The organism is Tenacibaculum soleae (assembly GCF_001693415.1).
GTDB lineage: Bacteria > Bacteroidota > Bacteroidia > Flavobacteriales > Flavobacteriaceae > Polaribacter > Polaribacter soleae.
In genome coordinates this window covers 1,349,541-1,370,894 of record NZ_MAKX01000001.1, presented here as the reverse complement: position 1 = coordinate 1,370,894, position 21,354 = coordinate 1,349,541, and the positions used below count along the sequence as shown (strand labels likewise).

Below are 21,354 nucleotides of genomic sequence, written 5' to 3'. Positions count from 1 at the left end.
ATTTTGATGCTTTTTTAACTTTAATTTAGTTATAATTTTTGACCACTTATTGATAATTCAGTAACTTTGAATTTCGTCTTATTTTGGTGTGATTTTTGTAGCACTACAGTATTATAAAAGCTATATTTTATGGGATTTATTAAAAGAGAAAATAAAAAATTTAATTACAAACCTACCTACTATAAAGGAGAAGGAAACCCGTATCAAGTAAAACATAAATTCGACGAATTTCGTACAACAGTAGGTAAAACCAAAGGTTTAAAAGGAAAATTTAATGCAGCTTTAGATGAATTTAAAGCTTCAGAAAATGGTGGTTTTAATAAAACAATTGTTATTTTAATTGCTTTTTTCGTGTTTTTATTTTTAGTTTTTATCGACTTTGATCTTTCTATATTTTTACCTAAAAACAACTAATGTCAGATATTATACAATTGCTACCTGATCATGTGGCAAATCAAATAGCCGCAGGCGAAGTAGTACAACGCCCTGCTTCTGTAGTAAAAGAATTGGTTGAAAACTCTATTGATGCCGGAGCAACCTCTATCAAACTCCTATTAAAAGATGCTGGTAAAACCTTAATTCAAGTAATTGATGATGGTAAAGGTATGAGTGGCACCGACGCCCGTTTAAGTTTTGAACGCCACGCTACTTCAAAAATTAAAGATGCTCAAGATCTATTTAACTTAAATACCAAAGGTTTTCGTGGTGAAGCCTTAGCTTCTATTGCAGCTATTGCACATGTTGAGTTAAAAACAAAACAAGAAAATGAAGAACTTGGTACACAAATAAAAATAGAAGGAAGTAAAATTGTTTGTCAGGATGCCATTTCAACATCAAAAGGAACTAGTATTGCTGTTAAAAATTTATTTTATAATATTCCTGCACGACGAAATTTTTTAAAATCAGACACAATTGAAACTCGTCATATTGTTGATGAATTTCAAAGAGTAGCTTTAGCACATCCTAATATTTCGTTTTTACTACATCATAATAACACCGAAGTTTATCATTTAAAAAAAAGTAATTTACGCAAACGTATTGTAGCTATTTTTGGGGCAAAAATGAATGAAAAATTAGTTCCTATTGCTGAACAAACTGATATTATTACGATAAACGGATTTACCGCTAAACCAGAGTTTGCAAAGAAAAAACGTGGCGAACAGTACTTTTTTGTAAACAATCGTTTTATAAAAAGTTCGTACTTAAATCATGCAGTAGTAAATGCTTTTGAAGGATTACTTGAAAACGGATCACATCCTTCTTACTTTTTATACCTTGAAGTTCCGCCAAGTAGTATTGACATAAACATACATCCCACAAAAACGGAGATTAAATTTGATAATGAAAAAGCTTTATATGCAATATTACGGGCAACTGTTAAACATAGTTTAGGGCAGTACAATGTAGCACCTGTATTAGATTTTAATCGTGATGCAACGCTTGACACACCTTATGATTATAGCAAAAAAGAAACTTTATCGTCTCCTTCTGTTCCTCCGATTACTGTAGACCCTACATTTAATCCTTTTAAAACTGAAACAAGTTTCGAATCAAAATCAAATAATGCTGGTAAATCAAGTTCGGTAAGTTATCAATCTAACCTTAAAAAAGATACTGGTAATTGGGAAGCTTTATATACAAATACCGAATCGTTTGAATCTACAAAACAAGAACAACTTTTTGAAAGTCAACAAGAAACTGAAACAGGCAAAACCTTTCAAATTCAACGAAAATATTTATTAAGTTCAATTAAATCAGGAGTTGTGTTAATAAATCAATCGTTAGCACATCAGCGTATTTTGTACGAAGAATTTTTAGAAAACATCACCGTAAAAGAAGCTAGTAGTCAACAACTATTATTTCCGGTAAGCATTTCTTTTTCTAAAGCAGATATTGAAATGATTTACACCATAAAATCAGACTTAGAAAGCGCTGGTTTTATGTTTGATGAATTTACTAAAGAAAGTGTTGTTATTGGTGGAATACCAACTTCAATTATCGAAAGTCAAATTACCTTAATTTTAGAACAACTTTTAGACGACATTAAATTAGAAGTACCAGATACAAGTTTTAGTCATTTTGATGTAATGGCAAAATCTTTTGCAAAATCATTAGCCATAAAAACCGGAACCGTACTTGCCGTTAAAGAACAAGAAAACTTAGTGGATGATTTATTTTCTTGTAAAGAACCAAACACATCACCTTTTGGAAAACCAACATTTAAAACATTGGCATTAAACGAAATTGACGCTATTTTTAATAAATAAAAAATAAAACTATGCCTAAATTAACAAACGCTATAAAACATCTGATAATCATTAACGTGATTATGTACTTTGCGCCGCAGTTATTAAAATTAGACCTTACCAACATTTTTGCATTACATTATCCACAAAACGAACATTTTGGTGTGTGGCAATATGTTACCCATACTTTTATGCATGGAAGCACAATGCATTTAATTTTTAACATGTATGCTTTATGGGCTTTTGGTACACCGTTAGAACAAATGTGGGGCAGAAATAAGTTTTTATTTTTTTATTTTTCGGCAGGTATCGGTGCAGGACTTATTTATACTTTGGTAAATTATTATCAATTTAGCGGAATTTATGAGCAAATAGCTGCACTAGGAATTTCACCTTCAGAAATACAAAACATTTTAAATACAGGGCAATATAACGATACTTTAATAACACTTTCTAACAAAACAATGAGTGAGTTTTACAGTCTGTATCACACGCCTGCTGTTGGAGCTTCAGGGGCTGTTTATGGTATTTTAGTTGCCTTTGGGTTAGCTTTTCCAAATGCAAAATTGGCTTTAATTTTTTTCCCCGTACCTGTTGCTGCAAAATACTTTATCCCTTTAATGATTTTTGGTGATTTATTTTTTGGCGTAACAAAGTACTCTATCGGAAATGTAGCACATTTTGCACATATTGGTGGCGCTATTATCGGTTTTATTATTGCTTGGTATTGGAAAAAAAATCAGTTTAAAACTCTTTAATTTAGTATCTTTAGTTTCTGTTAAGAAAAAGAAAATTTAAATGAACATTTTAGAAAACTTAAAATATCGATTTAAAAACGCTGGTATTGTAGAACAATTAATTTATGTAAACCTTGCTGTTTTTTTACTCGTTTTTATTAGCAACACTTTTGGTTTTTTATTTCAAGCCAACACTAATTTATTTGTTGAATGGTTTTCTTTACCTGCCAGTTTTAATGATTTTTCATCAAAACCGTGGACAATTATTACTTATGGTTTTTTACACACCAGTTTTTTACATATTCTTTTAAATTTAATTGCCTTATTTTATATTGGGCATTTATTTAAACAATATTTTACCGCTAAACAACTCCTTAATTTTTATCTTTTAGGAACGCTTTTTGGAGGAATTATTTTTATTACTAGTTATAATTTTTTTCCTGCATTACAGCGCGTTGCAGACAATAGCGTTTTGTTAGGGGCCTCTGCCGGAATTTCAGCAATTTTTATAGGAATTGCTACTTACATTCCTAATTACGAATTAAAATTTCCACTAATTGGTTATGTAAAACTTTACGTTTTAGCTTGTGTTTGGATTGCCGTTGATATTATTCAAATACCAGCTGGTAATGCTGGTGGTCACCTTGCTCACATTGGCGGTGCACTTTTTGGTTTTTTATATGTGGTTAAGGCTAGTAATAAAGAATTGGAAATTTTAAAACCTTTAAAAAAGTTTTTTGAAAAGAAAGAAAAACCTTTAAAAACAGTATATAAATCAGGAAAAAAAACAAAGAATACCACCTCTAAAAAATCAGAAAATCAACAAGAAATAGATGCTATTTTAGACAAAATAAGTAAATCTGGTTATGATACGTTAACTAAAACCGAAAAAGATTTCTTATTTAAACAAGGTAGATAAATAAATGAAAAAATATTCGATCATACATAAGTTATTATTCTTTATCAATTCAGTTTTCGCAACTGTTTTGTTACTATCTTATATTTTACCGCTTATATCGCCAAAAACAATTCCTGCTGTTGCTGTTTTTAGTTTATTTGTACCACTACTTGTAGTTTTAAATACTATTTTTTTTGTGTATTGGCTACTTAAGCTTCATAAAAATGCCTTACTATCACTACTTGTATTGGCAATTGGATGGTTTAGCACTCCACCACTTATCAAATTTTCAGGTAAAGAAATTATCTTAAATAAAGATTTAAAAATAATGAGCTACAATGTTCGCTTATTTAATCATTATAAACACATAGAAGATATTACTACTGAACAAAAAATATATGAATTTATTAATGATGAAAACCCTGACATTATTGCTATGCAAGAGTTTTATCAGTCGAATTTATTAAACATAAAACTTCCTTACAAGTATATTAAAACTAAAACCAAAGCTAATAAATTCGGGCTCGCCATTTATTCAAAACACCCAATAGTAAATTCAGGTTCATTAAACTTTAAAAACAGTGCTAACAACACCATTTTTGTAGATATTGTTAAAAATAAAGATACCATACGCGTATACAATGTACATTTAGAATCTTTAAAAATAAATCCTGAAAAAGTAAATTTTGGTGAACAAGATTCTGAACGTCTATTTAAACGCTTAGCAAATGGTTTTGAAAAGCAAGTAAGCCAAACTGAACTTATTTTACAACACGAATATTCATGGAAAGGGAAAAAAATTATGTGTGGTGATTTTAATAACACGGCATATTCATGGGTTTATAAAAAACTTTCTAAAAACAAAAAAGATGCTTTTTTACAAGCTGGTACTGGCTCAGGAAAATCTTTTAGGTATATTTACCCAATGCGTATTGATTTTATTTTTAGCGATGCAAAAGCAATTATAAACCAATATAAAACATACGACAATATTAAATTATCAGATCATTATCCTATAATGACACGTTTACATTGGAAGTAATCTGTATATTACAAATTCAAACAATCAACTATGAAACATTTTGATGTGGCAATTATTGGTAGTGGACCATCAGGTGCTTCTACCGCATTTCATTTAGCCAAAAACGGAATATCAACCGTATTAATAGAAAAAGAAACATTACCCAGGTACAAAACCTGTGGAGGCGGATTTGTTTTTAGAGGTAGAAAAGATTTACCTTTTGATATTTCTTCTGTTGTTGAAAGAGAATTTAATACAATAGATATATACTTAGGCGAAAAATTACATTTTCAAACACATAGAGAAGATCCTACTGTTACCATGATTATGAGAGATTCTTTTGATCACCTAATTGTAGATAAAGCAAAAGACCTTGGTGTTACTTTATTAGAAAATCATAAATTAAATAAATTACATTTTTCTGATGATAAAATTAATTTAGAAACATCTCAAGGAAACTTAACTGCAAATTTTGTAATTGCTGCAGATGGTGCTTTAAGTCCTACCGCTAAAATGGCTGGTTGGAAAGAAGACACAAGAAAACTAATTCCTGCTTTAGAGTATGAAGTAGAAGTTTCTGAAGATGATTTTAATCGCTTAAAAAATGAAGTTCGATTTGATATTGATGCCATACCTTATGGCTATGCTTGGAGTTTTCCTAAAAAAAATCATTTATCAATAGGTGTTGCGTCAGCAAGAAGAACAAAGATAAATTTAAAGAAGTTTTACAAAGAGTACATGGAAACACTTAAAATTACTAACGTAATTAGTGAATCGCAACATGGCTTTCAAATACCTGTAGCTCCACGAACTGATGGCTTTGTAAAAAACAATGTTTTTTTAATTGGTGACGCGGCTGGTTTTGCTGATCCTATTACTGCTGAAGGTATTTCAAATGCTATTTATAGTGGTAAACTAGCTGCTGAAGCAATAATTGAAAGCCAATTAAACTCTAAAGATGCTGAAAAATTATATCTTAATAAATTAGATGAAAAACTACTACCAGAACTAAATACTGGCTTGTGGCTTTCTAAATGGTTTTATGAACAAAAAACAATCCGTAATTTATTATTAAAAAAATACGGCCAACGATTTAGTGAAGCAATGGCTGATGTTTTTCACGGTAAACGTTCTTACCCTAAAGACATTAAACAAACCATTAAAAATAAGATAAAATCGTTAGTTTCTTAATCGATAGTAAATAAAAAGACACCATATAAATAGTTTAAATGGTGTCTTTTTTTTATGATTAATTTTAATCTTTTTTAACTCTTTTTAAATTCAATAAATCAATTGGGTTAATCCCTAATCCTTGGATGTTTTTTTGACTAAAACGTATTACTTGATCATAATATAATGGAACAATTGGAGCCTCTTGAATAATGATACTATCCATTTTTTGATACAATTGATGGCGTTTTTCAACATTAATTTCTTTTATAGATTGCTCATATAAATCATCAAACAACTCATTTTTAAAATGTGTATAGTTTGGTCCATTGGGAGTAAAATTTTTACTATAAAATAACGATACATAATTTTCTGCATCAGGGTAATCAGCAATCCAACTCGCTCTAAAAATTGACAATTTCCCACTCGACTTTCCTTGTCTTAAAGTTGATGGTGGAATTACATCTACTTTTGTTTGCAAGCCAACATTTTGTAATTCTCGCTGAATAAATTCACATAAATCTAAATAATTTCCGTTGGTCGTAATCGTAATTTCTGGGTTTTCACCTCCTGTTTCCTTTACATACCTGGCAACTAGCGCTGTTGCTTTTTCTGGTTGATATGAATATCCTTTTTGATTATTAAACGATGGTAACCCTTTTGGTATAAATCCACTTGTTGCTGGTGTACCAATTCCGTTTCTTAAAAATTTAATCATTTTTTTTCGATCAAATCCATAATTTATTGCCTGTCTAATTAATTTTGATTTTGTTGGATACTCATTTTCGTTATCTAAATAAATTCCTAAATATTCAGTATTTAAATACGCTCCGGTTTCCATTTTGATTTTACCAATGTATTTTTCTTTTAAGGTTCCGTTTGTATTTAAAATATCATCTTTATAAGAAGCGTCTAAACTTTTCATAAAATCAATATTTCCTTGAATAAACTGTAAAAACTCACTCTGCTTATCTGGTAAAAAAGTAATGGCAACAGCTTCTAAATATGGCAATGAAATTCCTTTGATATCTTTTTCATAAAACAACGGATTTTTACGCAATACCAACTTCGTGTTTTCTACCCATAATTTAAATTTAAAAGGCCCTGTACCAATTGGGTTTGCTCTAAAATTATTCCCAAAAAATTCAATTGCCTCTTTAGGAACTACCGAACAATATTTCATTGCCAACAGCCCTAAGAAAGGCGGAAATGGTTGTTTCAAATTGATGGTAAAAAGTGAATCACTTTCTGCTTTAAAATTTGCTACATTTTGTAAAACCCAACCACCAGGAGAAGCTACATTTTTAGCTAACAATCTATTAAATGAATATTCAAAATCATTAGCAATAACATTTCTTGTCGAATCTTTTCCAAACAGCGAATGTTTATGAAACTTAACATCTTTTCTTAAAGGAAACTTATATGTTTTTCCATCCTCAGAAATTGTCCAACTTTTAGCTATATCTGGTTGTACATGTAAACTATCATCTAACTGCACTAAACCATTAAACAACTGATTTACCGCCCAAATATTTCGTTGATCTTTTGCAAAAGCAGGGTCTAAAGAGGTTATATTTGAATGCTCATTGTAACGAAAAACTTGCCAGTCGGTAAATTTATTTTTTTTCTTAGTACATGAGTATAAACCGAAGAAAACAACCAATAAAACAAGTATGCTACTTTTTATTCCGCTTATTTTTATAGTATGATTTATTTGCAATGTATATAGTTTTAGAAACCTCGGCATATATAACAGAAGCTTCTTTATTTGTAATATTAATTTCTTTTTGCAAGTCTATTTCTTGCTCGTTTTTTACACGCTCTTTTATTTGTTGAATTTCATTTACTGTGAAAACAAAATCAACATACGATGTTTCTCTTGCAGGTCTTTTAAACTTAATATTGGCACTTTTGTCCCAAACCACATAATCGTTTCCTAAAATATTCATTAATTGAATCATAAAAATAGGATCGGTAGCTGAAAATAAACTTCCACCAAATACAGAGCCTACATAGTTTTTATTTTTATAACTAATAGGAATTTTAACTTTTACGTTAAACAAATCCTCTGATACTTCAATAATTTTACCGGTAGATCTTCGATACATTGGCGAAACATTAAATCCATATTTAAAAATAGTACTTTGCTTAAAAAAACTACTTAAAATCTTTGATATTGCTGCGTACATTTAGTTGTCTTTATTTTTCAAATCCATACTCACGCTCAACTTTACAAATTCGAAGTTGGTATTTTTTATACCATTTTTCGCGTCCTAAGTTCCTTGCTTCAATATGCAATAAATTGTTTTTCCATAGAGTGATAGATTCCAAACTTCTCCAATAAGAGACCGTAATTCCTACATCCGATCGAGCTGATTCAATCCCTAAATACCCTTCTTGTTGTTTTGCTAAAGCTTCCATGCTGTTAGCCATATCAGTATATCCTGATAAATCATCAGTTAAAATAGTGGTAAAAATAACTGCGTAATAAGGTGGTGTTAATCCGTCTTCTATCATAAAAATAATTCGTATTTGGTTTCTGGTAATCCAATATCTTCGCTTATAAACTTTTTTACTTCTGTAAAATTAAATCGTTTTAATATTTTAGCAGAAGCTATATTTTTATCAACCACATAGCCTACAATTTTTTTCATTCCTACGAGTTTACAATAAGAAATTAAGCCTTCACAAATTTCAGTAGCATATCCATTTCCCCAATAATTTTCAATAAATCGGTAGCCTATTTCATCATCAATAGTATCTTTTACTAAAGCTACAGTTCCTATAAAATTTTTATCCAATTTTCGCTCAATTGCATAAATCCAAAAATCATTTTTAGGTTTATCATACTTTTCTATCAACTCTTTAAGTTCTACTTTACATGCAGCCATTGTTTTCACATTTCCTGTTGCATATTGCAAAACCTTCGGGTTGCTTTCTAAATTAAAAAAATCATTTACGTCTGTTAATTTTAGTTTTCTAACAAGTAAATTTTTGGTTTCAAAAATCATGATTATTATCGTATTTTTGCAGTTGATAAATACTGTTTTAACAGATTTATAAAAATATACCATACGAACTTCTAAAAAATTAAAGACTTACACAAGCCTTTTGCTTTTTATTAAGGATATTAAAAGAATGAATGTAGATAAAAAAGTAGCTTTTTACACTTTAGGATGTAAATTAAATTTCTCTGAAACCTCAACCATTGCTCGTAATTTTGTGAATGAAGGTTTTAAACGGGTTGAATTTGATGAAAAAGCAGCTATCTATGTAATTAACACTTGTTCGGTTACTGATAATGCTGATAAACGTTTTAAATCGATTGTAAAATCTGCTTTAAAACAAAATGAGGATGCTTTTATTATTGGCGTAGGTTGTTATGCACAATTAAAGCCTGAAGAATTAGCTAATGTTGATGGAGTTGATTTAGTTTTAGGTGCTACCGAAAAATTTAACGTTACTAGTTATATCAACGATTTAACTAAAAATGATATTGGTGAGGTACATTCGTGCGAAATTGAAGAAGCCGACTCCTATGTTGGTGCTTATTCAATTGGTGATCGTACTCGTGCTTTCTTAAAAGTTCAAGATGGTTGCGATTATAAATGTACCTATTGTACAATTCCGTTAGCACGAGGAATTTCAAGATCTGACACCTTAGATAATGTTTTAAAAAATGCCAAAGAAATATCAGCAAAAGGAATTAAAGAAATCGTTTTAACCGGCGTAAATATTGGTGATTATGGTAAAGGAGAGTTTGGCAATAAAAAACACGAACATACTTTTTTAGAATTAGTTAAAGAACTTGACAAAGTTGATGGAATTCATCGTTTACGAATTTCATCTATCGAACCTAATTTATTAAAAGATGAAACGATTGATTTTGTATCAAAGTCTAACACTTTTGTCCCTCATTTTCATATTCCGTTACAATCTGGTAGCGATGAGTTATTAAAAAAAATGAAGCGTCGTTACCTAACACAAACCTATACAAACAGGGTTACTAAAATAAAAGAAGTAATGCCAAATGCTTGTATTGGGGTTGATGTAATTGTTGGTTTTCCTGGCGAAACAGATGAATTATTTTTAGAAACTTACAACTATTTAAACGAAATGGATATTTCGTATTTACATGTTTTTACTTACTCTGAAAGACCCAATACAGAAGCTGTTGATATGGATGGTGTAGTTGCTAAAAAAGTGCGCGCAAAACGAAGCAAAATGTTACGCGGATTATCTGTTAAAAAACGTAGAGCTTTTTATGAAACGCAAATAGGAAACACTTTAACAGTACTTTTTGAAAGCGAAAATAAAGAAGGTTATATTCACGGATTTACTCAAAACTACGTAAAAGTGAAAACACCGTGGAATCCTGAATTAGTAAATACGTTACATACAGTTACATTAACCGAAATTGATGAAGATGGTATTGTTCGTTTTAACTTTGTTAAAGACCAAGTTATTGCTTAAATTGTGGATATTATTTATTTGTTATTAAAATAAACAACTATGAAATATTTGCTATTCACTTTTTTTGCATTGCTATTAGCTTGTAATGTTCCTAAAAAAGAAATTAAAAAAAAAACGAACACCCCAAAAAAGGAAAAAACAATAATCGTAAAAGAACCTAACTTAATTAAAAACGAATTAATTGTAGTTTTTAAAAATCCTAAAAAAATTGAAGATGCCAAGTCATTACTTAAAAATAGTGGTTTAAATTTTCATAAAATGGCATATGATAAACAAAATTATAAAATCGGAATTGTTAGGATTCCCGAAGGAAAAAGAACTTTTTGGCTAGATAAATTACAAAAAACAAAAGCCTTTAAAGAAGTTGCTATCAATACTAAAAACACACTAAAAAATTTAATAGAAAAAGAAGAAAACACGCTTATTAGCGTTCGTAAAACACCTTGTTTTGGCGACTGTGCTGTATATACTTTAACGATTGATAAAAAAGGAGATGTAATTTATAATGGAATAGATTACGTATTAGAAAAAGGAATTCGTGAATTCACACTTCCTGAAACAGCCTTTAAAAAACTTACTAAAATGCTTGCTGAAAAAGATTTTAACGAGTTTAAAGATGTGTATGACGACCCAAAAATAACCGATTTACCAAGTACATATATTATAAGTAATGGCAAGCAGGTTCAAATTCGATTATGGAATGGAATTCCGGATGAATTAATTGAAGTACACGAGTATTTAGAAGAGATTTTATTAGCCAAAAAATTCATTGACTAATGACAAAAACTCACCTCTATTTTATGCCTGGTTTAGCTGCCAGTTCTAAAATATTTGAGTATCTTTCTTTACCAGAAAAAATTTTTGAACTTCATTTTTTAGAGTGGCTCATCCCAAACTCAATAGATGAAAGTATTGAAACATACGCACAAAGAATGTGTACCAATATACAGCATAAAAACCCAATACTGATTGGGGTTTCTTTTGGCGGAATTTTAGTTCAAGAAATGAGTAAAATTATTCCTTGTAAAAAAGTCATTATTATATCAAGTGTAAAAAGTAATAAAGAGCTTCCTAAACGATTAAAATTAGCTTTAATTACTAAAGTTTATAAACTTTTCCCTTCAAAAATTATCGCAAATATTGAAAAATATGAGCATTACTTTTTTAATGATTATTTAAAAAAGAGAGCAGAATTATACAAAATATATTTATCTGTTAGAGACCCAAATTATTTACAATGGGCAATATATAATGTATTACATTGGCAACAAAATAAAGTATTAGCCAATATTGTACATATTCATGGAAAAAAAGACGAGGTTTTTCCTATAAAACATATCAAAAATAGTATCGAAATAGAAAATGGCACACATGTAATGATTTTAAATAAAGCTAAAAAAATTTCTAAATTATTAGAAAAGGAATGTTTTTTGATTGATTAATTTAAGGATCAATATTTAGAATTTAATTTAGTAATTAAACAATTTATATTACAACAAGATACAGTTAGAGTAACACAAAAATTAAACGAGAAAAAGAATCAATTATAAAAATTAAAAGAAAATGAATAAATCAATACGTTTTTTATCAATCATAACCGTAGTATTTGTAGCGGTATTATTTACCAACACCATTAGCCAATCTAACGAACCGTTAATTAAAAATGTAGCTGAAAGTTATCAAATAAAAGCTGTAAAATTACCAGCTACCTTGAATTTAGCTGGCGAACGAGTTCCGATAGAAAAACACGACATTAAAGAACGTATGGATAGAGAATTACTCGTAAACACTTACTGGCAATCAAACGGGTTATTACTTATAAAACGTGCACATAAATATTTTCCTATTCTTGAACCTTTATTAGTAAAACATGGTTTACCTGACGATTTTAAATTTTTAGCTTTGGCTGAAAGTGGTTTTATTGATGAAACCTCATCTGTAGGAGCTGCAGGTATGTGGCATTTTATGAAAAGAACAGGTTTAGAATATGGTTTAGAAATTAATAAAAATGTAGACGAACGTTATCATATAGAAAAATCTACCAAAGTCGCTGCCGAGTATTTAAAAAAAGCTTACAAACGTTTTAATTCATGGACCCTTGCTGCAGCTGCTTATAATGCAGGAAACCACGGTGTTGGAAAAAGATTAAAAGCACAGGGTGTAACTAGTTATTATGATGCTTTATTACCTGATGAAACCGAACGTTATGTATTTAGAGTTTTAGCTTTAAAAGAAATTATTTCAAACCCTAAAAAATATGGTTTTGAATTTGATGAAGATGATTTATATACTTTACCTTCAACTCATATTGTTAAAGTAGATACTGCCATTACCAACATTGCTTTATTTGCTAAAAAACACGGAACTACTTATAAAGACCTTAAACTTCATAATTCTTGGTTGCGCGAAAATAAATTAAACAATAAAAGTAGAAAGCTTTACGAAATTAAAATACCAAATTAATGAAAAAAGCGATTCCTTATATATACATAACATTTGGTAGTTTTATTTTAATTGGAACTTTTTTTCAATTTTTTCAAAATCAAGAAAGCTATAGGGTCTTATTTAATTTTAAAACAGAAAACAAATATATTTTTCTATTAATAAGACTCTTATTTTCGTATTGGTTTATTGTAGATGGGATAAAAAAACTAAAACAACAAAAAGAAAGTTAATTCCAATTTAATCTTCAATTACTTTTACCCGCCCAACAATACCAGATTCTAATTGTACCTTTATTCCATGTGGATGCATTGCTGATTTTGTTAGCAACCTACTTACAATACCCTCGGTTAACTTACCTGTTCTTTGATGATTTTTTTGAACAACCTTAACCGTTGCTCCTATGGTAACATCTTTTCTATTTGTACCGTTTTTCATTTAGTAATAGTTTTTTAACAAAAATAAAGAAGCCTATCAATAAATTGATAGGCTTCTTATTAAAAAGTTTACTCTGGTAAAATATATATTATAATACTCTTACGTTAACAGCGTTTAATCCTTTTCTTCCATCTTGTAATTCGAATTCAACTTCGTCGTTTTCACGAATCTCGTCGATTAATCCTGAAACATGTACAAAATGCTCTTTGTTTGATCCTTCTTCAGTAATAAATCCGAATCCTTTTGATTCGTTGAAGAATTTTACAGTACCTTTATTCATTGTAAAAAATTATGTGTTACTTGCTTAAGTGCCCGCAACGTTTATTATTATGCAAATGTAATGCCAAAATTATTAATATCAGCTTAAAAAACATTTTTTATTTATTTTTTTTTAAACTTAAGAAAACCCATCCATTTTGTATATTTTTATATTGTTAAACTTATTTATGCATGAATAATTTTTTAATAGGAATTGGTAAGCGTATCAAAATAATCAGAAAAAAACAAAAACTTACTATTAATGAGGTTGCCACAAACGCTGGTGTATCTAACGGTTTAATTTCTAGAATAGAAAATGGTAGAACAATACCTTCCTTACCTGTTTTACTAGAGTTAATAAGTGCTTTAAAAATTGATGCAAGTACTTTTTTTAAAGATATAGAAAATTCTCAATCAAGAAAATATATTCATATTTCTAAAAAACAACAGCAATTAATTGAAAAAGAAGTTGAAGCTGAAGGTTTTACTTATCATCATATTTTTAGTAAAAGTTTATCTGCTATAGGTTTTGAAGCTGTTATTTTAAACATAACACCAAACTCAAAAAGAGAAAAAGTAGTTACTGATGCTTGGGAGTTTAAATACATAATTAGTGGCAGTTGCACTTATTATATTGGAGAAGATAAAATTATTGTAAACAAAGGTGACTCTTTATACTTTAATGGAAAAACACCTCATTTACCTTATAATCATACAGCACAAGATTGCACAATGCTTGTGCTGTATTTTTTTATTGATGCTAGTTAAAATTATTTAAAACAATATCCTTTAAACTAACCAACGATTCAAAAATATATGTTGGTTTTTGTTCCTCCAACTGCTCTTTCGTTTGTGCTCCAGATAAGACACCTACTGTAATACCGCAACCTGCGTTTTTACCTTCCTCTATATCAATAGCTGAATCACCCGCTTTTAAAACCTTTGAAACATCAGTAACATTTAACAGTTCCATTGCTTTAAATATCATATCAGGATGTGGTCGTCCTTTTTTAACATCTGTTGCTGTTACTATAGCATCAAAATGCACTTTTTTATCCCATTTAAGTTTTTCTAATAGCATGGTTGCTGTTTTTCTATCATAGCCTGTATTTAAAACTACTTTTATTCCCTCTGCCCTTAAATCTAACAAAAAATTTTCAACTCCCTTTATAGGCTTAACGTCTAGTGTAGCATAGGCAATACTTAATAATTGTTTAAAATTATTAAATATTAATTCAGATTCATTTATTTTATCAGACTTTAAGTACTTTAAAATATCTTTAATTGCTTGATGCTTTTCCTTTCCTGCACCATATTTTAAAACAGTTTCTAAACTTACCTCAACATTAGCTGCTACAATTGATTTATGTAATGTTTTATATACAACATTTTGCTCATCTACTGTTGTCCCTGCCATATCAAAAACAACCATTTGTAATTCTTTTTTTGTCATTACTTATTAAAAATTTTATTAATGTTAACTTTTGAAAATCCTGCGCTTCCTGTCATTCCCTTACCTCCTATACCAGTTATAACATGTACATTATCGCTTACATTATATTCAAAAATGTCTTTTTCTTTACATTGACTATAAAAACCAGCCCACTTATATTGAATATCATAAGTTGGTAAATCAATTATTTTTTTAGCTTCTGCAATCATGTAATCATCAATTTCTTCATTTAAATCAAACCCTAAATCGTTTATATTTTGAGCTGATGCATACTCATGTGAATCACCTATTATTACAGAGCCATCAGCAGCTTGTTTAAATAAAATATGAATTCCATATTTTTTTGAAAAACTATTAGAATCTTCTTTGGCTTTTATCTGCTTCCAAGAAGCGCACTCCTCAAAAGCTTCATATCTTCGGATCGTTAAACCTGTTAAAATAGAACCATCTAAAGTGTAGTTTTTTTGAGGTTTCGTTTGCATCATTTGCAATTTAGAAACTACTAAATCGCTATTGTTATAAATTGATGGATATAATATTTTAAAATCTGCTCCATTACAAATAATAACTTTAGATGCTTTATAATCAATGCCGTTTGAAGCTGTCACAACAACATGGTTATTTACTTCTTGCGTGTTAATTACGGTAGTATTGTAATTAATTTGAATATTATTTTGTGCTGATAAAAAAGTGTGTAATCTATTTATCATCGTTTTAGGCTCTACTGTAACCTCATCCGGAAAAAATAGTCCAGCTTTACAATAAGCTGATCGCAAACCAGCATACTTATCTAAACATTGCTTTTTATTTAATAATTGCGATGTGTAATTATTATTTTTATTTATTTGATGTAGTTCTTCAATCAACTGTACTTCTTCATCATTTGAAGCTAAATATACAGTTCCATTTTGTCTAATAGTAATATCAAATTGACTTTGAATATCTTTATAAATAGACAAACTTTCTCTTCCGAAATTTTGCCATTTTTGATTCATTCCTGAAGGTACAACTTGTCCAAAATTACGTACTGTAGCTCCTTGAGGTTTACTATCTCTTTCTAAAATTGCCACAGACAATCCTTTTTTTGCTGCATGAAAGGCATGAAAAGTTCCTAAAACTCCTCCGCCAACAACAATTAAATCATATTTACTGTTCATATACTAATTTTTGTATTTCTATTGGTTTTTTATATTTATTTTTAAAAAAGTGATAGCAATAAACTGATACTCCTAAACCTATAATTGCTAATAAATAAAGTGCTTGTGTAAAAAACGATAACCATGAAATATCACGTTTTCCGAAATTTTTATATAATAAAATAAGTATGCTTCCTAAATAACCGAAAGCATCTGCTATGTAAATTAAAAATCCTACATTTCCTTTTATTTTAAAGGTGGCTATCATTCTATCAAAAAAGATTCCATTAAAAGGCACATAACAACTATACAGACCTAAACCAGAAACAACCATCCAAACTAAAGGGGAAATTACCTGCTGCTGGTATAAGTAAGTTGATACTAAAATTGAAAAACATCCTACTATTAATACATAATGATAATATATAAATGCTTTATAGTTTTTAGTTACACTACCTATAACACCTAAAACAACTAGTACTATTATTGCTATTGGTATTTCAGAAATACTGTATATTGTAGCATCTGTATAGCCTAGTGCATCCCATATTTCTCTTGCAAAGTTGTCTCTAAAATCTCTTATTGAAGTAAGTAACATAAAAAAGAAAACAATTAAACTTAAGGGCAAAGCATAGTTTTTAAATAGCTGTTTTCGCTCTTGTTTATTTAATGGTTTTCTTACAGCTCTTAATAGTTTGTCTGTTTTAGTTGGAGCTGGTAACTTTTCTAACATCCAGGCAAAAAACAATAAGGGTAAAATAAAAATAACTCCTGTTACAAATGGCATCCAAAATTCATTAATTTGAAATTTATCAAGTACCAATTTTCCTATTGTTTTAACTGCTCCTGAGGATACAATAAAACTTGATGATAAGATTACCCCTAGTAACTCAGTTGCTTTTCTTCCTTCTAAGTATGAAAAAACGATTCCCCAAATCATACCTAAAGGTAATCCGTTTAAAAACAGAAAAATTATATTATAAGGTGCTGGTACAACCGCAAACCCCAATAAAGAAAGCTCTGCAAAAAGAATGAAACCTATTAAATAGTACATTCTTTTATTTGATTTCATTTCTGAAATTACTTTTATGCCTACAAACTTTGATAATGTATATCCTACAACCTGAGCTATTATTAATAATATTTTATAGTTTATACCTAAAAAAGCTAAGTTTTCAAAAGTTGCAACTGTAAATGGCTTTCTAAAAGCATACATGCAAAAATAAGTACCAAATGCAGCAATAGAAGCTTGTAATAAAAAACGTAAACGCATATATTATTTTTTTATATAGATTTAGCTCTCAATTTCTTGAGAGCTAAATTTTGCACTTAATTCAAATATTAAAGAGAAAACTTAACACCAATACTTCCTTTGACTCCGTAGTATTCTACTTGCTTAGGCCTGTCTTGGCTATTACCATAATGATAAATCAGGGGATTATTTAATATATTATTTACATCTGTATAAATTGTCCATTTGTTTCCTATTTGATAAGATGCTGAAAAATCTAATGTATTATACTTACCATAATACACGTCATCTATATCTCTTTCACCAAAAGCAATTGCATATTTTCCTTTATGATTAAAGGCTAATCTTGTGTTAAAGCCTCCTTTTTCAAAAAACAATTGCGCATTAAATAAGCTTTTTGCTTGGTATGGTGTAGTTACTTTTCTACCACTAGGCTTAATCATTTCTGAATCCATAAACGTTGCGTTTAAGTTTGCTCCAAAATATTGTAAAAACCCTGGTAAAAAGTCAAAACGTCTATTTATACCTAACTCTACTCCACCAATCCAAGCATCAGCTCCGTTTATAGGTGTGCTAAATTCTACTCCTTGTATACCATTATAAGGACCTTGATAAGTATCATTAAATATTGGGTTGGTAATAGATTTATAAAAAACACCTGCATTTATAACTCCTACATTTTGAAAGTAATACTCTCCTAATAAATCAAAATTCCATGAAAAAGTAGGGTCTAAATTAGGATTACCTCCTTTAAATTCGTTGTCAAAAGAAATAAAAGTTCCAGATGGTGAAATGTCTCCAAAATTTGGTCTTGAAAAACTTCTTGTTGCTGCAAAACGAATGTTTAAATCTTTTTTAGGAGAATACTTAACGTGTAACATTGGTAAAACTGCCCAGTATTTTTTTGTTTTTACTGATTTGGTTAAAACATCATTTTCAACTACATATCCATCTACTTTTGTTGTTGTTTTAGTAGCTCTTAAACCTGCTAAAATTGTTAATTTTTCAGTAGCTTTTAAAGTTCCCATTCCATAAAAAGATAAATGAGTTTCGTTAACATTAAAATTACGTCCTAATCCACTATTATATTGTAATGCAGAAGAGTCATCTTCTAAAACAGCTAAATTAGTTTTATTAGTGATCCAAAAATTTTGCATCCCTTGGGTAGACAAAACACTTCCAAATGACGTGTTTATACTTGTATTCATTTCTTTCAAATAATCTGCCGCTCCTGGTTGATTAATTAAGTATTTAGAATAATCTGATAACACAGGTGTATCTCCTGCTCCATTCCAACCATAATATAAATCTTCAAAAGTAGCGGTGCGCTCTTTATCTCTATATTTTGTTCCTACCTTAATTTTAAAAACGTCATTAACAGTATGCTCATAATTTAAAGAAGAAACTATGTTATCTTTTTCTGTTATAGCTATTTTGTATAATTCTAAATCAGAAAAATTCATTTTGGTTGGATCCATTTTAAAGTTATCGTTGCTAAAAAAACCAAATAAAGCATCAGTATCATTATAATCTAACTTTCCACCATCTGCTTTCCAATATGCCCTATGATCTCCTGCCGATGGCCTAACATCTAAATAATTACCATTAATACCAACACCATCTTGTTTAAATTTTACTACAAAATAACTTTTATCTTCAGGAGTTGGAATGTTTCCATACCTAAACTCATTTGCGTAAGAAGCAATACTCCAATCTAATTTTCCATTTTCTAAATTGTGCTTTCCTCCTATTTCACCACCAAACATTTCTGTTATTAATTCATTGTGAATATTTTGTAATTCTACCCTAGCCGTACTAGATGTTTCATCAAATTTATCAAAACGTATTCTGTGTTTATAATGTTCTTCAGTATCAGATAAAGTTCCATAAACTCCTCTAAAATACATTTTATGAGCTGGCGTAAAGTTATATTCCATTGCTCCGTTTAAGCCAGTAGTTACTCTTACTCCGTTGTAATCTCTAAGTTCTATTCTAAAAACACCTTCATCTCCTTTTCTACGCGCTTCAAAGTTATCAGTTCCCCAACTTCTATTCCAATATGAACCGTTAATAATATACCCAAATTTACCATCTTCACTTTTGTTTCCATAAGTTATAGATGCATTGTAAATAGGTGCTCCTGATTTTTCGTTAAATCCACCGCCTATATTTACATTTAAAATTTCTTTTGTTGGTGCTGTTTGTGTTATAAAATTAACACCTCCCGCAATACCATCAGCTTCCATATCTGGAGTGTAAGCTTTAGCTGCTTGTACGTATGATATTAATTCTGAAGGGAAAAAATCAAATGCTGTGGCGCGCGATGTAGTTTCTTCTTCAGCAGTAGGAATTCTATTTCCATTAATTGTTGTAGATGTCCAATATGGCGGTAATCCTCTAATTGATACAAAACGCCCTTCACCTTGATCTCTTTCAATTGACAATCCTTGAATACGCTGTACAGTTTCTGCTGCATTACGATCAGGTAATTTCCCTATACCATCTGCAGCGATAACATTCATAATACTCATTGATTTTTTTTGAATACTTAAAGCCTTTGCTTCTGTATTTCTTCTAGATTTAGCATTTATATGCACAACTCCTAATACTTCTGCTGACGGTAGTAAAGCTATTGTACCCATGTTATTATTTGTAGTACCTGTTACAACAACATCTAATACTTTTGTTTTAAAACCAATGTAAGATATTTCTAACTTTACATCTCCTTTTGGTATTTTACTTAATACAAAGTTTCCATCAAAATCTGTATTTACTCCTTTTGCTGTTCCTTTTACAACAACACTTGCTCCTGGTAAAGGGTAATTACCATCACTTACAATACCCAAAATTGTAGACTCTTGAGAGTAAGTTGTATTATTTATAATAAGAATTAATACCGTACTTATTAAAAATTTTAAATTATTCATTTTTATAGTTTTACAATAGTTAAATTATACACTGCAAATCAAATGTATTTTTTACTATTTGTAAACTTTTGAATATTAAGAAAACTTTTTCATAATGCTATTTTAGTGTAATAAAATTGTTACGTAATAAAAAAACCTTAACTATTTAGTTAAGGTTTTTTGCTCTTTTTTAATAATAAAAAATACTAATCAAATTTAGTATCCATTTTTACGTAATCTAAAAACTCACGTTTAGTGTCTTTATTCTTAAAAGCTCCACCAAATTCAGCTGTTACAGTACTACTTTCAATATCTTTTATTCCACGCGAATTTACACATAGGTGTTTTGCATCTACAATACAAGCAACATCTTCAGTACCTAATGCTTCTTGCATGGCTTGTACAATTTGCATTGTTAAACGCTCTTGTACTTGTGGTCTTTTAGAAAAATACTCTACAATACGATTCATTTTAGAAAGTCCAATAACTTTTCCGTTAGATATATAAGCCACATGTGCTCTTCCTATAATTGGTAATAAGTGATGTTCGCAGGTAGAATATACAACGATATTCTTTTCTACTAACATTTCTCCATAATTATAGTTATTGTCAAATGTAGATGCCTTTGGCATATTTTTAGGGTTTAACCCCATAAATAGTTCATTAACATAAGCCTTAGCAACACGTTTAGGCGTTCCTTGCATGCTATCATCTGTTAAATCCATTCCTAAAGTGATTAAAATATCTTTAACACTTTCTTCAATTCTTGCTATTTTTTCTTCATCAGAAATATCAAAAGCATCTTTACGTATTGGCGATTCTGCCGATGTCGCAATGTGATTCTCTCCTATTTCGTCTATTCTCTCGTCATTCATTTTGTTGTTGTTCACTTCAAACATTTCGTTCAATTATTATGACGCAAAT

General features: G+C 29.5%; 22 protein-coding genes. 11 read left to right on the top strand and 11 right to left on the bottom strand.

Features of this window, described 5'->3' with window-relative positions:
• Positions 1-129 precede the first annotated feature (129 nt).
• The 6 genes from BA195_RS06445 to BA195_RS06420 are packed head-to-tail and all read left to right on the top strand — an operon-like array spanning position 130 to position 6,093.
• Positions 130-414, top strand: a complete 285-nt coding sequence (locus tag BA195_RS06445) for a riboflavin synthase subunit beta (RefSeq protein ID WP_068703569.1) — start codon at positions 130-132, stop codon at positions 412-414.
• Positions 414-2,267 (top strand): DNA mismatch repair endonuclease MutL, encoded by a 1,854-nt coding sequence (gene mutL, locus BA195_RS06440; RefSeq protein WP_068703567.1) that lies wholly within the window; start codon positions 414-416, stop codon positions 2,265-2,267. The genes BA195_RS06445 and mutL overlap by 1 nt, the downstream gene beginning before the upstream one ends.
• An 11-nt stretch (positions 2,268-2,278) precedes the next feature.
• Entirely contained in the window at positions 2,279-3,004 is a 726-nt protein-coding gene (locus BA195_RS06435) for a rhomboid family intramembrane serine protease (protein ID WP_068703565.1), read from the top strand.
• Between the two features lie 40 nt (positions 3,005-3,044).
• Positions 3,045-3,902 carry a rhomboid family intramembrane serine protease gene (locus BA195_RS06430; protein WP_068703563.1) on the top strand — a complete coding sequence of 286 codons (858 nt, stop codon included), beginning with the start codon at positions 3,045-3,047 and terminating at the stop codon, positions 3,900-3,902.
• Between the two features lie 4 nt (positions 3,903-3,906).
• Positions 3,907-4,923 carry an endonuclease/exonuclease/phosphatase family protein gene (locus BA195_RS06425; protein ID WP_068703561.1) on the top strand — a complete coding sequence of 339 codons (1,017 nt, stop codon included), beginning with the start codon at positions 3,907-3,909 and terminating at the stop codon, positions 4,921-4,923.
• A 30-nt stretch (positions 4,924-4,953) separates the two neighbouring features.
• Positions 4,954-6,093: a geranylgeranyl reductase family protein gene (locus tag BA195_RS06420; protein WP_068703559.1), complete on the top strand. Its 1,140-nt coding sequence runs from the start codon at positions 4,954-4,956 to the stop codon at positions 6,091-6,093.
• Between the two features lie 64 nt (positions 6,094-6,157).
• Here BA195_RS06420 and BA195_RS06415 read toward each other — a convergent pair whose 3' ends face one another.
• Genes BA195_RS06415 through BA195_RS06400 form a run of 4 tightly spaced genes read right to left on the bottom strand, consistent with a single transcriptional unit; the run spans position 6,158 to position 9,083 of the window.
• Positions 6,158-7,792 (bottom strand): ABC transporter substrate-binding protein, encoded by a 1,635-nt coding sequence (locus tag BA195_RS06415; RefSeq protein ID WP_245662322.1) that lies wholly within the window; start codon positions 7,790-7,792, stop codon positions 6,158-6,160.
• Positions 7,749-8,261: a PaaI family thioesterase gene (locus BA195_RS06410; RefSeq protein ID WP_068703557.1), complete on the bottom strand. Its 513-nt coding sequence runs from the start codon at positions 8,259-8,261 to the stop codon at positions 7,749-7,751. The genes BA195_RS06415 and BA195_RS06410 overlap by 44 nt, the downstream gene beginning before the upstream one ends.
• A 10-nt stretch (positions 8,262-8,271) precedes the next feature.
• On the bottom strand, positions 8,272-8,589 hold the full coding sequence (locus BA195_RS06405; protein WP_068703555.1) for an antibiotic biosynthesis monooxygenase family protein: 318 nt from the start codon (positions 8,587-8,589) through the stop codon (positions 8,272-8,274).
• Positions 8,586-9,083, bottom strand: a complete 498-nt coding sequence (locus BA195_RS06400; RefSeq protein ID WP_068703553.1) for a GNAT family N-acetyltransferase — start codon at positions 9,081-9,083, stop codon at positions 8,586-8,588. Before BA195_RS06400 ends, BA195_RS06405 begins: the two co-directional genes overlap by 4 nt.
• Positions 9,084-9,210: 127 nt before the next feature.
• Here BA195_RS06400 and mtaB point away from each other — a divergent pair, with 127 nt between their 5' ends.
• The 4 genes from mtaB to BA195_RS06380 all read left to right on the top strand — a co-directional run bounded on the left by mtaB (position 9,211) and on the right by BA195_RS06380 (position 13,008).
• Positions 9,211-10,545, top strand: coding sequence for a tRNA (N(6)-L-threonylcarbamoyladenosine(37)-C(2))-methylthiotransferase MtaB (mtaB, locus tag BA195_RS06395; RefSeq protein ID WP_068703551.1), 1,335 nt, complete (start codon positions 9,211-9,213; stop codon positions 10,543-10,545).
• A 39-nt stretch (positions 10,546-10,584) separates the two neighbouring features.
• Positions 10,585-11,322 carry a DUF6438 domain-containing protein gene (locus BA195_RS06390; RefSeq protein ID WP_068703549.1) on the top strand — a complete coding sequence of 246 codons (738 nt, stop codon included), beginning with the start codon at positions 10,585-10,587 and terminating at the stop codon, positions 11,320-11,322.
• Entirely contained in the window at positions 11,322-11,987 is a 666-nt protein-coding gene (locus BA195_RS06385) for an alpha/beta fold hydrolase (protein ID WP_068703547.1), read from the top strand. Before BA195_RS06390 ends, BA195_RS06385 begins: the two co-directional genes overlap by 1 nt.
• A 121-nt stretch (positions 11,988-12,108) precedes the next feature.
• Entirely contained in the window at positions 12,109-13,008 is a 900-nt protein-coding gene (locus tag BA195_RS06380) for a lytic transglycosylase domain-containing protein (protein ID WP_068703545.1), read from the top strand.
• A gap of 219 nt (positions 13,009-13,227) precedes the next feature.
• Here BA195_RS06380 and BA195_RS06370 read toward each other — a convergent pair whose 3' ends face one another.
• Complete coding sequence (locus BA195_RS06370) at positions 13,228-13,425, bottom strand: YwbE family protein (protein ID WP_068703542.1); 198 nt, start codon at positions 13,423-13,425, stop codon at positions 13,228-13,230.
• A gap of 88 nt (positions 13,426-13,513) precedes the next feature.
• Positions 13,514-13,705 carry a cold-shock protein gene (locus BA195_RS06365; protein WP_068703540.1) on the bottom strand — a complete coding sequence of 64 codons (192 nt, stop codon included), beginning with the start codon at positions 13,703-13,705 and terminating at the stop codon, positions 13,514-13,516.
• 170 nt (positions 13,706-13,875) lie between these two features.
• On the opposite strand from BA195_RS06365, the gene BA195_RS06360 reads away from it, so the two are divergent.
• The gene (locus BA195_RS06360; RefSeq protein WP_068703538.1) at positions 13,876-14,451 is read left to right on the top strand and encodes a helix-turn-helix domain-containing protein; all 576 of its coding nucleotides are present in this window, start codon (positions 13,876-13,878) and stop codon (positions 14,449-14,451) included.
• On the opposite strand, the gene BA195_RS06355 is transcribed toward BA195_RS06360, so the two are convergent.
• The 5 genes from BA195_RS06355 to folE form a co-directional block, all read right to left on the bottom strand.
• Positions 14,444-15,136 carry a phosphonatase-like hydrolase gene (locus BA195_RS06355; RefSeq protein ID WP_068703536.1) on the bottom strand — a complete coding sequence of 231 codons (693 nt, stop codon included), beginning with the start codon at positions 15,134-15,136 and terminating at the stop codon, positions 14,444-14,446. The two genes, BA195_RS06360 and BA195_RS06355, sit on opposite strands and share 8 nt — an antisense overlap.
• Positions 15,136-16,293, bottom strand: coding sequence for a TIGR03364 family FAD-dependent oxidoreductase (locus BA195_RS06350; protein WP_068703534.1), 1,158 nt, complete (start codon positions 16,291-16,293; stop codon positions 15,136-15,138). Before BA195_RS06350 ends, BA195_RS06355 begins: the two co-directional genes overlap by 1 nt.
• Positions 16,283-17,545 carry a DUF5690 family protein gene (locus BA195_RS06345; RefSeq protein ID WP_068703529.1) on the bottom strand — a complete coding sequence of 421 codons (1,263 nt, stop codon included), beginning with the start codon at positions 17,543-17,545 and terminating at the stop codon, positions 16,283-16,285. The genes BA195_RS06350 and BA195_RS06345 overlap by 11 nt, the downstream gene beginning before the upstream one ends.
• A 68-nt stretch (positions 17,546-17,613) precedes the next feature.
• Positions 17,614-20,451: a TonB-dependent receptor gene (locus BA195_RS06340; protein WP_068703527.1), complete on the bottom strand. Its 2,838-nt coding sequence runs from the start codon at positions 20,449-20,451 to the stop codon at positions 17,614-17,616.
• A gap of 185 nt (positions 20,452-20,636) precedes the next feature.
• Positions 20,637-21,329, bottom strand: coding sequence for a GTP cyclohydrolase I FolE (gene folE, locus BA195_RS06335; protein ID WP_068703525.1), 693 nt, complete (start codon positions 21,327-21,329; stop codon positions 20,637-20,639).
• Positions 21,330-21,354: the final 25 nt, after the last annotated feature.

What these genes read in the sequence shown, in the direction of transcription:
- BA195_RS06425 (WP_068703561.1), top strand. Translation starts at nt 3,907, where the DNA reads ATGAAAAAATATTCGATCATACATAAGTTATTATTCTTTATCAATTCA.
- mutL (WP_068703567.1), top strand. Translation starts at nt 414, where the DNA reads ATGTCAGATATTATACAATTGCTACCTGATCATGTGGCAAATCAAATA.
- BA195_RS06400 (WP_068703553.1), bottom strand. Translation starts at nt 9,083, where the DNA reads ATGATTTTTGAAACCAAAAATTTACTTGTTAGAAAACTAAAATTAACA.
- BA195_RS06430 (WP_068703563.1), top strand. Translation starts at nt 3,045, where the DNA reads ATGAACATTTTAGAAAACTTAAAATATCGATTTAAAAACGCTGGTATT.
- BA195_RS06435 (WP_068703565.1), top strand. Translation starts at nt 2,279, where the DNA reads ATGCCTAAATTAACAAACGCTATAAAACATCTGATAATCATTAACGTG.
- BA195_RS06360 (WP_068703538.1), top strand. Translation starts at nt 13,876, where the DNA reads ATGAATAATTTTTTAATAGGAATTGGTAAGCGTATCAAAATAATCAGA.
- BA195_RS06355 (WP_068703536.1), bottom strand. Translation starts at nt 15,136, where the DNA reads ATGACAAAAAAAGAATTACAAATGGTTGTTTTTGATATGGCAGGGACA.
- BA195_RS06350 (WP_068703534.1), bottom strand. Translation starts at nt 16,293, where the DNA reads ATGAACAGTAAATATGATTTAATTGTTGTTGGCGGAGGAGTTTTAGGA.
- BA195_RS06390 (WP_068703549.1), top strand. Translation starts at nt 10,585, where the DNA reads ATGAAATATTTGCTATTCACTTTTTTTGCATTGCTATTAGCTTGTAAT.
- BA195_RS06340 (WP_068703527.1), bottom strand. Translation starts at nt 20,451, where the DNA reads ATGAATAATTTAAAATTTTTAATAAGTACGGTATTAATTCTTATTATA.
- BA195_RS06380 (WP_068703545.1), top strand. Translation starts at nt 12,109, where the DNA reads ATGAATAAATCAATACGTTTTTTATCAATCATAACCGTAGTATTTGTA.
- BA195_RS06445 (WP_068703569.1), top strand. Translation starts at nt 130, where the DNA reads ATGGGATTTATTAAAAGAGAAAATAAAAAATTTAATTACAAACCTACC.
- BA195_RS06370 (WP_068703542.1), bottom strand. Translation starts at nt 13,425, where the DNA reads ATGAAAAACGGTACAAATAGAAAAGATGTTACCATAGGAGCAACGGTT.
- BA195_RS06385 (WP_068703547.1), top strand. Translation starts at nt 11,322, where the DNA reads ATGACAAAAACTCACCTCTATTTTATGCCTGGTTTAGCTGCCAGTTCT.
- BA195_RS06365 (WP_068703540.1), bottom strand. Translation starts at nt 13,705, where the DNA reads ATGAATAAAGGTACTGTAAAATTCTTCAACGAATCAAAAGGATTCGGA.
- mtaB (WP_068703551.1), top strand. Translation starts at nt 9,211, where the DNA reads ATGAATGTAGATAAAAAAGTAGCTTTTTACACTTTAGGATGTAAATTA.
- BA195_RS06420 (WP_068703559.1), top strand. Translation starts at nt 4,954, where the DNA reads ATGAAACATTTTGATGTGGCAATTATTGGTAGTGGACCATCAGGTGCT.
- BA195_RS06405 (WP_068703555.1), bottom strand. Translation starts at nt 8,589, where the DNA reads ATGATAGAAGACGGATTAACACCACCTTATTACGCAGTTATTTTTACC.
- BA195_RS06345 (WP_068703529.1), bottom strand. Translation starts at nt 17,545, where the DNA reads ATGCGTTTACGTTTTTTATTACAAGCTTCTATTGCTGCATTTGGTACT.
- BA195_RS06410 (WP_068703557.1), bottom strand. Translation starts at nt 8,261, where the DNA reads ATGTACGCAGCAATATCAAAGATTTTAAGTAGTTTTTTTAAGCAAAGT.
- folE (WP_068703525.1), bottom strand. Translation starts at nt 21,329, where the DNA reads ATGTTTGAAGTGAACAACAACAAAATGAATGACGAGAGAATAGACGAA.